The sequence below is a fragment of the Sporolactobacillus terrae genome (assembly GCF_019930545.1).
GTDB lineage: Bacteria > Bacillota > Bacilli > Bacillales > Sporolactobacillaceae > Sporolactobacillus > Sporolactobacillus terrae.
In genome coordinates, this window is sequence record NZ_CP082837.1 from 1,160,548 (window position 1) to 1,172,886 (window position 12,339).

The following is a 12,339-nucleotide window of genomic DNA, read 5'->3' on the forward strand; positions in this document are numbered from 1 at the left end:
CTGACAATGGAATTAAAAAAAGGAACGAACCGTTTTTATATGCTTGATGGTGACAAAGAGATTGGTGAAGTCACCTTCACTGAAGATCAACCTGCAGTATTGAGCATTAATCATACCTTCGTCGATTCGAATTACCGCGGAAAGGGCATTGCACAGCAATTAATTCAAGCAGTTGTTGCTTTAGCTAGGGACGACCAAAAAAAGATTAATCCCGTTTGTTCTTATGCACAGGCATTCTTCAAACGAAATAAAGACTATGCTGCAATTGAATATCATCGATAAGAAAAACTAGGCTATGCCTACATCAACAACATGCTTGAACGGCACTTCAGCTTCTCGCTGGCATCGGAGCGTTTTCATGTCTGTAACGGACTTCGTGATGAAGGGATGCTGATCATCGTACCAGCAAAGCTAAATCATACTTTCTGTAACGATAAAAAGACGGGTTGGCAATAGCCACCCCGTCTTTTTATTGACCTAAGATTTTGGCAAACAATCCTTTCTTATGCCTTTTTTTCTCTTCCGTCAGCTCTCTCAAGTGCAGCATCAGCTGCTTGTCTCTAAGCTCAATTCTGCGTTCAAGTTCAGTACTAAAGTTTTTCATCACTTGATTTGCTGCCTGTTCAGCCGCAGAGGCGGCAACTTCTTCAATCATGGAATGGATTTGCGGATCGGGCAAAAAAACTTTTTTACGGGCCTGAGGCAGTACGGTCTCTTCAATGGCTGGCAGATTACTCTTTTCTATTGCCTTGCATAGTAATTGCGCCGCCTCATCAATGGTCACATCATTTTTAACTTTTTGGAGTAATTTTTCAATCATCTCCAGATTTTCTTGGAAATAGATCCGTTGATTGCTTTTATTACGTGTAAATTGATAACCATGTTTTTCTAAAGCCATCGTCAAATGTCTGAGTTTATTTTTGGTAATTCCTAATTTTTCAGCAGCAAGTTTTGTGAAAAAACCGATCGATTCTTCGTCCGCACGCATTAAAGTCCCTCCTTAATGAGTCTATAAGTATATGCTACTTATAGAGTTACACATTGAGGTCCTCTTTTCCTATTCGCTTTGCGATCATTCGTCAAAGACTTATCGACGATATTTGATTAAAACAGCCAATGTTGGACAAATAGTGAGACAATTGCCAGCACAATCCAGCATATCAATCCAAGAAAGATCGGTCGAATTCCGTTTTTCAGCAGCTTGACAAAGTTCGTATTCAGCCCGATACAGACCATGGCCATGACCATCATATATTTCCCAGTTACTGTCAAAGCGTCCGTTAAACCTTGTGGTAATGAAAAAACAGTCGTCATGACGGATGCAGCTGCAAATCCAAGCACAAACCAAGGAAAGATTTTTGAAAAACGATAGGATCCGGCCTGTCCGCTGCTCTTTCGTGCAAAAATGAATGCGAGTGCCAGCGTTACCGGAATAATCATCAAGGTCCGCGTCAGCTTGACAATGACCGCCAAATTGCCCGCATCATGACTGTATGTATATCCTGCTGCCACAACAGACGATGTATCATTAATTGCCGTTCCTGCCCATAAACCAAATTGGTCATTACTCATGCCAAATAAGTGACCTAGAAATGGAAATAAAAAAGCAGCAATGACATTAAAAAGGAAAATTGTGGAGATGGCATGCGCGACTTCCTCATCTTTCGCACGAATAACCGGAGCGGCAGCCGCAATTGCTGATCCGCCGCAAATTGCCGTTCCCACAGCAATTAATGTCGTTGTTCGTCCTTCAGTCCGCAGCAGCTTCCCTGCGAGATATGCACCGAGAAAGGCTGCAGTCAAGGTGAAGATCATCAGGAGCAGGGTTTGTCCACCAACATGGAGGATATCGAACAAGTTCAACCCGAACCCCATTAGAATAATGGCATACTGAAGGACCTTCTTGCTCGTGAAGACAACTCCAGGATGCCAAACTGCCGGCCTCTTCCAAAAGGAGAGAATCAAGCCAAGCAAAATGCCGATAACCGGACTGCCGACAATCGGAAAATAGGATCCGACCAGCCATGCGGGAATAGCAAGTCCAGCAGCCAGTCCAATACCCGGAAATTTTTCAATAAATGATGACATAAATCAAATCGTTCCCCTTTTTTCTAATAAACATAAAGCAAGCCCTTGAAAGGGCGAACGAATGGGTAAGCTGAGTAACCCGCTCTCTTATTAAGTTTGAATGCCATTGACTCAAGCGTACACCTCTTTCAAAACGAGCAGCTATTTATGTTTACATCATTCGTTTATTGAAGCTTTTTTGGTTCAATAAACCCAAAGATTGATTATACACCGAGACCGCGATGTGTGATCAGTGCTACTTTGTCAAACCTGTTAAAATCATACGCTAAATAATGGCGCCAAGAAAATGAGCAGAACAATCGCTGCAATGATACAAACCGTTTGTTTTGTCGACAGCGCTCTACGCTGCTTTCCGTGAAAAAAATATTTAAATTGAAGCTTGTTTTGATAAACAAGTAACAAACCGAGTGCTGTTGCACTTAATATCATCAAAAAACCGATCACATTAATTTTAAAATGAAGCAGCGTTTCCATGAAGGTGATGACAAGAGCAGCAAGCACACAAATCAGACTATGCATTATCCAAGGTCGAAAAGGCACACCCCATTTTCTATTCATTCGAATCCCCCATTTTGAACTTAAGGATGTAGCAGTTCACATGTTAAGCTTGTTTTCATTTTATTGCAGTGCGTCTTGATTATGCTGGCATACTGGCGGAAAAGTACTGCTACATAAAAACAATCCGTACGGTTCATCCTATAACGGATAAACGAAAATGGCTTCTAACCATTCACGCAGCTTTAAAAAAGGAGGAGAAAAAATGGTTGATACTGTCGTTCATGATCCTACAAAAGAATACACATCAAGCACCTATCCGAAACAGGAACAGCCGGCGCCGGGCCTGCAATCGCGTATGACCCCCATTCCTAATTGCGGTGAGCAGACCTATAAGGGCAGCGGGAAGCTTACAGGAAGGAAGGCACTGATTACCGGCGGAGATTCAGGAATTGCGCGAGCAGCTGCGATTGCTTACGCGCGTGAAGGTGCTGATGTTGCTATAAGTTATTTACCCTATGAACAGCCCGACGCTGACGAAGTAAAGACGCTCATCGAAAACGCCGGTCAAAAAGCTGTCCTGATTCCCGGAGATCTGACAAACGAAGGTTTTTGTCAGCAAATGATCGATCAAACCGTTAAAGCACTGGACGGCTTAGATATACTTGTTCTATCCGCCGGGATGCAGCAGGCATACGAAAGCATCAGCGATATTCCATCCAATATTCTGATCAAACATTTTGAAACCAATGTTTTCTCCATGTATTGGATTGTAAAAGCGGCATTAAAGCATTTGCCAAATGGCGCTTCCATTATTACCACAAGTTCGGTTGAAGCCTACAATCCAAGCCCGGATCTGCTTGCCTATTCGCCGACAAAAAGTGCCATCGTTGCGTTTACAAAAGGACTTGCCAAACAGTTGATTCATCAAGGAATACGCGTCAATTCAGTTGCTCCCGGTCCCATTTGGACGCCGCTTCAAATAGCTGGCGGACAATTACAAAAAAACATTGCAAAGTTCGGTCAAGACACAATCTACAAAAGGGCCGGTCAACCTGCAGAATTAGCCGCTGCGTATGTATTGCTTGCTTCAGCAGAATCCAGTTATGTAACCGGACAAGTTTATGGTGTCACCGGCGGTATCCCTATTGCCTAATCACAAGCACAAGGAAACGCTCCTCGTTTAACCCGCGGCTCAAAAGTGCGCTGCGGGTTTAAACGTGTTTTCCTCCTCACCAAGTCGATCATCATCAAAATTGAATGGAATTGCTGTTTGATACTTTTCGATTAGTCATTCTGTGCTATACTTTTTTAGTACGCTGGCATGGCTGTACGAATACATAGATTTATGGAGTGTCTCGCGTGAAATACAACCCCAAAAAACTGCCTTTGCGCTTGAAGGCTTTAATCATAACGCTGATCACAATCGGCGTTATTGCAACGGTTCTCATGACAATTGGTGCGCTTTATTTTGGGTTTATTGGCCTATTTAATTTATTAGGGATTCATTATGATGACTTCAATACGCTCTTTATGTTTACGATCCTTTATTGCGCGTTCAGCCTCATCGGCGAGGTCGTACTCAAAGGGTTTATTTATGTCGTTCACTACTTCAAAGTAAAAAAATGGCAGATTAAATGGATCTTTCTTTTTCTCACAGCATTTTTTGTAAATATCGCAATCATTTCATCGCTTGATGATCAATTGACCGGGATCTATATTCATCCGGAAACCAAATTTATTGTCTCGTTGTTCCTCGCCGCACTCGATCTTGCCATGGAATGGGACAAAATATGAGGCCTTCCCAAAAGGGTATTGGATACTGCGCTCCGGTTGCACGCATCAACAGAGCGCGACCGCGGGCAATTCAGGAGTCTCGCATCTTCGCACTTAATCCCAAAATAGACGTTTTTGGTTTCTGCCAAAAAACTGGACTTGATTCGTGAAGATTTGGCCAGGTGTGCATTCGTTCAACAGCTTCAATTCAGTTAGCGGAACGTTTGCCTTTAAATTCTCATGTTTACATAATTTTATTTCTGTAATTTATTTTAGCTTCTTAGCGCACGATCAACTGCCGCACCATAGCCTTCGCCAAACATGATCAAGTGACAAAGCAGATAGTACAGCTGATACCATGGAACGCGTGCTTGCCATCCTTCTTCAAGTGGATACGCTTCTTGATAAGCTTGATAAAATTCAGATCCGAATCCTCCAAAAAGCAGCGTCATCGCCAAATCCATCTCTCGGTTCCCGTAGAAAACAGACGGATCAATCAAAACAGGATCACCGTTTCGATCATACATAATATTTCCACCCCAAAGATCACCATGAAGCAGACTTGGTGTCACGGTGCGGTTTTTGTAGGTTTGGCTGAATCGTTCGCCGAATCGTTCAAAGGCCTGCTGACGCGTAACATTCCAATACCCGCGCGCTTCTGCGTAACCGATGAGCGGCCCCAGTTTTCGTTCAAGATAAAAGGTTGCCCAATCCTTTTCACGCCGATTATCCTGGGGCAGCTGACCGGCGTAACTATTAAATGCAAAGCCGAATCGCGTGTCCGTTTGTCGATGTACATGTGCAAGGACGCGGCCAAGCTTTGCTTCATTCCGACGTGTCCCCTCTGCAATCCACTCAAGGATTAAGTAATCCTGAGCCCCGATCACTCCTTTATGTATAACTTTTGGCGTACGAGCGGCCTTTCTCAGCAGTTCCAGCCCAGTGGCTTCCGAAGTGAAAAAGTTGTTATCGGTATGCTTATGAAGTTTTAAAAAGTAGCGCCGATCACCTGAATAGATGCTATATGCATCATTGATGTCGCCGCCGGGTACCGATTGAACGTCATGAATCGATTTAAGGGGCAGCTGCGTTATGATTTGCTTTGATAACATGAGTCGTTCCTCCTTGTCTGTACCATGTTTAACTCGACCACAGTATATAAATATTTGCTGATTACGTAATGCTAAGTCCAAGTTTATCCATCAAAAAAGCAACTTGCGCGTCTGGCTGCTCCGCTTGAAGTGCTTTCATTGCGTCACAGAATGAGTGAATCGGTCTGCCCTGCCGATCAACGGTTGCATCCGCATGGATAAGCGAGCTAAGTACCGACTCTTCTACCACGGATGCCGTCGCTCGAAAAAGCGAATCCATGACACTTTCGTGAAGCGACACATGCGTGGTCAACATTGTAGTTGAAGCATGCGGGATACGATTTGCTGTTGAGAAAGCGAGTGCAATTTCTCCACTGCCATTCCCGATAAACGCTCCTGTTCGTGAGATGCCCACACTGGAACGTTTGCATAGCCGTGTTAATTGCCGATGATCCAAAGGTAAATCCGTTGCCAAAATAACAAGGATGCTCCCTTTCTCCACTTCTTCATTTTCTTTGAAAAATGGATGCAACTTCGTACCAATTGGGCATCCGTAGATATTTAAATCACGCAGGCTCCCAAAATTCGACAGTACAAGTGAACCAATGGTAAAGGGAAGCCCATCAATGACGACTTGACGCGATGCTGAGCCGATCCCGCCTTTAAGCCCGTAACAACACATGCCTGTTCCTGCACCGATCGCCCCTTCAGCGAAAGTATGTTCCACCGAAGCGATTGCTTGATTGACGTGCAGCTCCTGAATCGCCATTGCTCGAATATCATTAATCGTCCCATCGTTACATTCTAAAACAAGCGGATTCACGGTGCACGTTGTATCCCCTATGTCTGCATTCTGATTCAGCATATACTTAATCAACGCATTCATTGCTGTGCCCACAGCAAATGTGTTTGTCAGTAAGATCGGCGTTTCCAGTGAGCCAAGTTCATTGATCTGAATTAAACCGACACTCTTGCCAAATCCATTAATTATATGCGCAGCTGCAGGGAGTTTGGATTGAAACAGGTTGCTCGTTTGCGGAAGAATGGCGGTTACGCCGGTGTTTATTTGCTCCGTTTTGATTGTTGAATGTCCAACTGTAACGCCGGGTACATCCGTAATTAGATTTAGTGGTCCTTTCATGCCAACGCTTAATTCATCATAAAGCGGCTTATTTAACCCCATAATCGCATGCATACTCCTTTAATGGTCGAAAAATTAATTCGATAAATAAGATAGATCTATTTCTCCCCATTCTATCATAACAGCATCAATGCTTTGCACTGAAAAGGGACTGGCAGCGCGCGGAACACGAATTAACGATCATCTGAAGAAACACAAAAAAGCTGTCGTTTCCTGTTGATCATGAAACGACAGCTTTCTTAAATTAGAGTTCGTCTGCCTCAGCCCATTAACTCACAGATATTTTTGGAGAAGGCGACGGGGTCTTGAATTGGAAGCCCCTCAATTAATCGCGCTTGATTATACAAAAGACTCGTATAGAGGGCAACCTTGTTCTGGTCATTTAGATCGAAAGCGGCCTTTAAAGCCTTAAAAACGTCATGATTTGTATTCACTTCAAGAACTTTATCCGCTTTAATGTTTTCATTATTCGGCATTTGATTCAATACTTTTTCCATTTCAATCGATACTTCACCCTCCGTTGCAAAGCAAACCGGATATGACTTCAAGCGTTTCGAAGCACGAACACCCTTTACTTGATCAGACAGAACTTCTTTCATCTTATCAAATAGGCCTTTATTCGCTTTTTCTTCTGCTTCATCCTGTTTCTTTTCTGAGTCATCCTCAATGCCAAGATCACTGCTGGATACCGATTTGAATGCTTTTTCTTTATAACTCTGAAGCATTTTGATTGCAAATTCATCGATATCTTCAGTGAAGTAGAGGATTTCAAATCCTTTATCTGCGACAAGTTCCGTTTGCGGAAGTTTACTGATCTTTTCGATTGAATCGCCGACCGCATAATAGATATATTTTTGTTCTTCAGGCATCCGTGATACATATTCACCCAGAGTAACCATTTTCTTTTCTGTTGACGAATAGAACATCAGCAGGTCTTGAAGATCATCCTTGTGCTGACCGAAATCTGAGTAAACGCCATATTTCAACTGGCGACCGAATGCTTTAAAAAATGTTTCATACTTTTCACGATCATCTTTCAGCAGTTTTTGCAGTTCCTTTTTAATTTTATGATTAATATTCTTAGCAATTAATTTCAACTGCTTGTCCTGCTGCAAGATTTCGCGTGAAATATTTAGTGAAAGGTCTTCAGAATCGACAATTCCTTTGACGAAACTGAAATAGTCCGGCAGCAGATCCGCACATTTTTCCATAATCATGACGCCGTTTGAATACAGTTCCAAACCTTTTTCATATTCCTTTGAATAGTAATCGAAGGGAATGTTTTCTGGAATGTAGAGGATTGCATGGTAGCGAATCATACCGTCTGCTTGAATATTAATGTAACGCAGCGGTGTGTCAAAACCATAATGCTTCTCTTTATAGAAGTTTTCATAGTCTTCAGGTTTAAGCTCCGATTTATTTTTACGCCAGATCGGAACCATGCTGTTAATCGTTTGAACGTCTTTTACTTCTTCAAATTCCTTGTCGTTGTCTTTCTTTGGGCGGCTCTCAGTGATTTCCATTTTAATTGGATAGCGAATGAAATCTGAATATTTCTTTATAATTTCGCGCAGACGGTATTCTTCCAAATACTCGCTGTACTTGTCATCCTCAGTATCCTCCTTGAGGGTCAAAATGATATCGGTACCCACCGAGTCCTTGTCCGCGGTTGTGAGGGTGTAGCCGTCGATGCCTTCCGATTCCCACTTAAATGCTTGATCGCTATCCAGCGCTTTACTGATTACGGTTACCTTATCTGCTACCATGAATGCCGAATAGAAGCCGACACCGAATTGACCGATAATGTCATGGTCGTCTTTCGATTCATTTTCCGATTTGAATTTTAAGGAACCGCTTTGCGCAATCGTGCCCAAATTTTCTTCCAGATCTTCCTCAGTCATGCCAATCCCGGTATCGGAGATTTTTAACGTACGGTTTTCTTTATCCGTTTTGATTTCAATAGAGTAATGGTCTTTGTCAAAATTAATTGCGTCATCGGTGAGCGCGCGATAATAGATCTTATCAATCGCATCGCTGGCGTTAGAAATGAGCTCTCTCAAAAAGATTTCTTTCTGAGAATAGATCGAGTGGATCATCATTTCCATCAATTTTTTGGATTCTGCCTTAAATTCTTTTACTGCCATCAGTAATCCCCTTTCTCGTGAACCTCTATGTGAATGAGTTTTCCTACGCAAAGATTAGCACTCTATAGCAAAGAGTGCTAACACTCTTTTTATAGCCTATACGAACGGTTTTGTCAAATGAATGGTGATGCGCTGTTTCCCTAATAAAACGTTTACCTATTTTTCTTATCCATGATACAATCGCAAAAGAAAGTTATACAAATTGAGGGTGAATGAATGAAAACACTTTATATTGTTCGCCATGGCGAAACACTATTAAACTTGCTTAATCGCTCACAAGGGTGGGCAGATTCCCCTTTAACACAAAAGGGTACGGATCAGGCAATTGACTTAGGAAATAGATTTGGGAAGGCTGGCATCCATTTCGATAGCGCCTTCTGCAGCGATACCGGGCGTGCCCGGCAAACCGTGCAACAGATTTTGATGTCCTCCAACAACACAACTGCACGGGTTCAGGAAAACATTCATCTCCGTGAAGCCTCTTTTGGCCGTTTTGAGGGAGCAGACAATGATGAAATGTGGGCACAAGGAGGTGCTGCTGTCGGCGAAACCGGAATGAGCAGAAAATCATCGATCGGCCGTAAGATTAAAGCACTCTCGGGAATTAAACGTTTAGACACAATTCATTACGCCGAAGACTATACCGACGTTCAGAAGAGAATCAAGTCCTTTCAAGAAACACTTTGTCACACCCATGCTTCGAACATTCTGATCGTCACCCATTCCCTATATATCTGCTGTCTCGTTTACACACTAATCGATGATCAACAAGTGATCGACAAAGTTCCCAATTGCAGTGTCACGAAACTGACCTTGGAAAACAACAAGTTTCAGCTTGGCTACATTGGACGCACCAACCAATTTTAAACAAATTTTAAACAAATTTTAGCGAAGCAATTGATGAAAACCAAAAAGAGGAGATCTTATGAATTCATGAGACCTCCTCTTTCAATCGCTCACTAGTTAACAGCTTCAAATGGATGACCCCATAATCCTGCTGATTAAAGATTGTCGACAAAATGACGAATACGTTTCATCGCTTCTCTCAATTGATGCATTGACGTCGCATAGGAGCAGCGTACATACCCTTCGCCACTGTCTCCGAACGCATTGCCGGGAACAACGACGACACGTTCCTCATGAAGCAAACGCTTGGCAAACGATTCGGAATCCATGCCGGTTGATTCAATGTTCGGGAATGTATAAAAAGCGCCTTCAGGTTTGTAACAAGAAAGCCCCATCTCATTCAATGACTCAACAACAAAGTTGCGCCGCAAACGGTAACTTTTGCGCATTTCCGCCATATCGGATCGCCCATTGCGTAACCCTTCTAATGCGGCGTATTGGGCCATGGTTGACGCACACATAATGGCATATTGATGGATCTTCAGCATCCCCTGCGTGATCTCTGCTGGCGCGCAGACAAAACCGAGCCGCCAACCGGTCATTGCCATATCTTTCGAAAAACCACTCACTAAAATCGTCCGTTCCCGCATCCCATCGATTGCGGCAAAACTAGTATATAGATCGTCATAGACGAGTTCCGCATAAATTTCATCGGAGAGAATCAGCAGGTCATGCTTTTCAGCAACACCGGCAACCTGTTCCATCTCTTCCTTGCTCAGCATGGAACCGGTTGGGTTGTTTGGTGAACAAATCATAATCGCTTTTGTTCGTTCCGTGACGGCGTCTTCCAACTGACGGGCTTGCACCTTAAAATCATTCTCTTTTTCTGCTGCTACAATAACGGGAGTACCTCCGGCTAGAGTGACGAGCGGCGCGTAAGAAACAAAGCACGGTTCAACCACCAATACTTCGTCCCCCGGATCGAGAATCGCACGCAGCGCAATGTCGATTGCTTCGCTTGCGCCAACCGTAACGGTAATCTCATGCGCCGGATCATAGGAAACACAATAATAGTCGTCAACGTATTTCGCAATCGCTTCACGAAGTTCCAGCAAGCCGGCATTAGCTGTGTAGGAAGTATGGCCGTCCTCCAATGAAAGAATGGCTGCTTCCCGCACATTCCAAGGCGTTACAAAATCCGGTTCTCCAACACCGAGCGAAATAACATCCGTCATCCCGGCAGTCGCATCAAAAAATTTGCGGATTCCTGAAGGTTTCAGGTTTTGAACATGATTTGCAAGATATGATGTTTTCAGCACCATTACGGCGACACCACAATTCGTTTATCCCGATCATCCGAGTCATAAATTGTCCCATCGTGCTTAAATTTCTTCAAAACAAAATGAGTTGTCGTTGAAATGACTCCTTCGATTGTGGATAATTTCTGACTGACAAAATGGGCAACGTCATTGACCGATTGCCCCTCCACTTGAACCGACAAATCGTAGGTTCCCGACATCAGATAGACGGACTTGACCTCTTTATGCCGATAGATCCGTTTCGCAACTTCATTGAAACCGACATCTCTTTTCGGTGTCACTTTAACATCAATCATTGCCGTTACACCCTGATGTCCGTCAATCTTTGTCCAGTCAACAAGAGATACATAACGAACAATGACTTTTTGATCTTCAAGTTTTTTCACAATTTGACTGATTTGATCTACACTCAGATCCGTCATTTTTGCAAGCTCATCATTCGTGAGACGTGCATCTTTCTCTAAAATACCCGCGATTTCGATTTCCGTTGCGGTCAGTTTCACCTTAATCATTCCTCTCTTGATGATCCTGCATAAATAAGCTAAAAACATTATATAACGTTCTGGCCGCATGAACCACTTTTTTATCATAAAGCGGGCAACCCTTTTTGTGTCGCCGGGATTATTGGAAAAACATTTTCAATAAAGTATACTAACAAGTAACAAGTTTTTTTGATTTTGATCGCGGTGTGGAGGGTATACGCATGAAATTAGTTGTCGTACGTCATGGAGAAAGTGAATTTAACGAATTGAACCTGTTTTCCGGCTGGGAAGACGTTGATTTGACAAATAAAGGCATTAAAGAAGCCAAACATGCCGGGGCTCTATTGGCTAACCAGAACTTGAGTTTCGACGCTGCCTTTACTTCCGTATTAAAGCGTTCCATCAAATCATTAAACTACATATTAGAAAGATTGGATCAAGAATGGATTCCTGTACATAAGTCATGGCGGCTCAACGAACGGAGCTATGGCGCCTTGCAGCGATTAAACAAGGCCGAAACAGCTGAAAAAGAAGGAAAAGAACGTGTCAATCGCTGGAGAAAAAGTTATGACGCACTTCCGCCGATGTTGAATGTTTCCGATCCAAGACACCCGGTCCATGATCGCAGGTATCATAACATTGACCCGCACGCCCTTCCTGGAGGAGAGAGTTTGAAAACAACATTGGATCGTGTCCTTCCTTTTTGGACGGATCAGATTGCACCTTTACTGCGTGACGGAAATAATGTGCTTGTTGTCAGTCATCGCAACACATTGCGCGCATTAGTAAAACATCTTGAAAATCTGTCTGATGAAGAGATTGTCCATGTTGATGTTCCTACAGGGGTACCGGTTATCTTTGAGTTTGATCAAGCGTTGACGCTTGTCTCAAAAAAAGAACTGCTCAGTAAAGAAACATAATTTATTTTTACGCAGCGAGTGGCGCTGTGTTGGTTAA

Annotated in this window: 13 protein-coding genes; 5 read left to right on the forward strand and 8 right to left on the reverse strand. The window is 43.1% G+C overall.

The genetic code is table 11. From position 1 onward, the window contains the following. The first annotated feature begins 6 nt into the window (after positions 1 to 6). On the forward strand, positions 7 to 282 hold the full coding sequence (locus K7399_RS05295) for a GNAT family N-acetyltransferase (RefSeq protein ID WP_028975591.1): 276 nt from the start codon (positions 7 to 9) through the stop codon (positions 280 to 282). 187 nt (positions 283 to 469) lie between these two features. On the opposite strand, the gene K7399_RS05300 is transcribed toward K7399_RS05295, so the two are convergent. The 3 genes from K7399_RS05300 to K7399_RS05310 form a co-directional block, all read right to left on the reverse strand. Continuing rightward, positions 470 to 988, reverse strand: coding sequence for a MerR family transcriptional regulator (locus K7399_RS05300; protein WP_028975592.1), 519 nt, complete (start codon positions 986 to 988; stop codon positions 470 to 472). A gap of 116 nt (positions 989 to 1,104) precedes the next feature. Next, positions 1,105 to 2,088, reverse strand: coding sequence for a YeiH family protein (locus tag K7399_RS05305; protein ID WP_028975593.1), 984 nt, complete (start codon positions 2,086 to 2,088; stop codon positions 1,105 to 1,107). Positions 2,089 to 2,346: 258 nt separating this feature from the next. Further along, entirely contained in the window at positions 2,347 to 2,646 is a 300-nt protein-coding gene (locus K7399_RS05310) for a hypothetical protein (protein WP_028975594.1), read from the reverse strand. A 202-nt stretch (positions 2,647 to 2,848) separates the two neighbouring features. Here K7399_RS05310 and K7399_RS05315 point away from each other — a divergent pair, with 202 nt between their 5' ends. Further along, positions 2,849 to 3,739 (forward strand): SDR family oxidoreductase, encoded by an 891-nt coding sequence (locus K7399_RS05315; protein ID WP_028975595.1) that lies wholly within the window; start codon positions 2,849 to 2,851, stop codon positions 3,737 to 3,739. Positions 3,740 to 3,945: 206 nt separating this feature from the next. Then, positions 3,946 to 4,380: a YrvL family regulatory protein gene (locus tag K7399_RS05320; protein ID WP_028975596.1), complete on the forward strand. Its 435-nt coding sequence runs from the start codon at positions 3,946 to 3,948 to the stop codon at positions 4,378 to 4,380. 251 nt (positions 4,381 to 4,631) lie between these two features. Here K7399_RS05320 and K7399_RS05325 read toward each other — a convergent pair whose 3' ends face one another. The 3 genes from K7399_RS05325 to htpG all read right to left on the reverse strand — a co-directional run bounded on the left by K7399_RS05325 (position 4,632) and on the right by htpG (position 8,735). Then, positions 4,632 to 5,471 (reverse strand): fructosamine kinase family protein, encoded by an 840-nt coding sequence (locus K7399_RS05325; RefSeq protein WP_028975597.1) that lies wholly within the window; start codon positions 5,469 to 5,471, stop codon positions 4,632 to 4,634. Positions 5,472 to 5,532: 61 nt separating this feature from the next. Then, the gene (locus K7399_RS05330; protein ID WP_028975598.1) at positions 5,533 to 6,633 is read right to left on the reverse strand and encodes a DmpA family aminopeptidase; all 1,101 of its coding nucleotides are present in this window, start codon (positions 6,631 to 6,633) and stop codon (positions 5,533 to 5,535) included. Positions 6,634 to 6,851: 218 nt separating this feature from the next. Continuing rightward, positions 6,852 to 8,735: a molecular chaperone HtpG gene (htpG, locus tag K7399_RS05335; protein ID WP_028975599.1), complete on the reverse strand. Its 1,884-nt coding sequence runs from the start codon at positions 8,733 to 8,735 to the stop codon at positions 6,852 to 6,854. A 216-nt stretch (positions 8,736 to 8,951) separates the two neighbouring features. On the opposite strand from htpG, the gene K7399_RS05340 reads away from it, so the two are divergent. Then, on the forward strand, positions 8,952 to 9,602 hold the full coding sequence (locus K7399_RS05340; RefSeq protein ID WP_028975600.1) for a histidine phosphatase family protein: 651 nt from the start codon (positions 8,952 to 8,954) through the stop codon (positions 9,600 to 9,602). A gap of 134 nt (positions 9,603 to 9,736) precedes the next feature. Here the strand turns inward: K7399_RS05340 and K7399_RS05345 are convergent, their stop codons facing one another. Further along, the gene (locus K7399_RS05345) at positions 9,737 to 10,903 is read right to left on the reverse strand and encodes an aminotransferase (protein WP_028975601.1); all 1,167 of its coding nucleotides are present in this window, start codon (positions 10,901 to 10,903) and stop codon (positions 9,737 to 9,739) included. Beyond that, the gene (locus K7399_RS05350) at positions 10,903 to 11,403 is read right to left on the reverse strand and encodes an Lrp/AsnC family transcriptional regulator (RefSeq protein WP_028975602.1); all 501 of its coding nucleotides are present in this window, start codon (positions 11,401 to 11,403) and stop codon (positions 10,903 to 10,905) included. The genes K7399_RS05345 and K7399_RS05350 overlap by 1 nt, the downstream gene beginning before the upstream one ends. A 200-nt stretch (positions 11,404 to 11,603) precedes the next feature. Here K7399_RS05350 and gpmA point away from each other — a divergent pair, with 200 nt between their 5' ends. After that, positions 11,604 to 12,302 carry a 2,3-diphosphoglycerate-dependent phosphoglycerate mutase gene (gpmA, locus tag K7399_RS05355; RefSeq protein ID WP_028975603.1) on the forward strand — a complete coding sequence of 233 codons (699 nt, stop codon included), beginning with the start codon at positions 11,604 to 11,606 and terminating at the stop codon, positions 12,300 to 12,302. Positions 12,303 to 12,339: the final 37 nt, after the last annotated feature.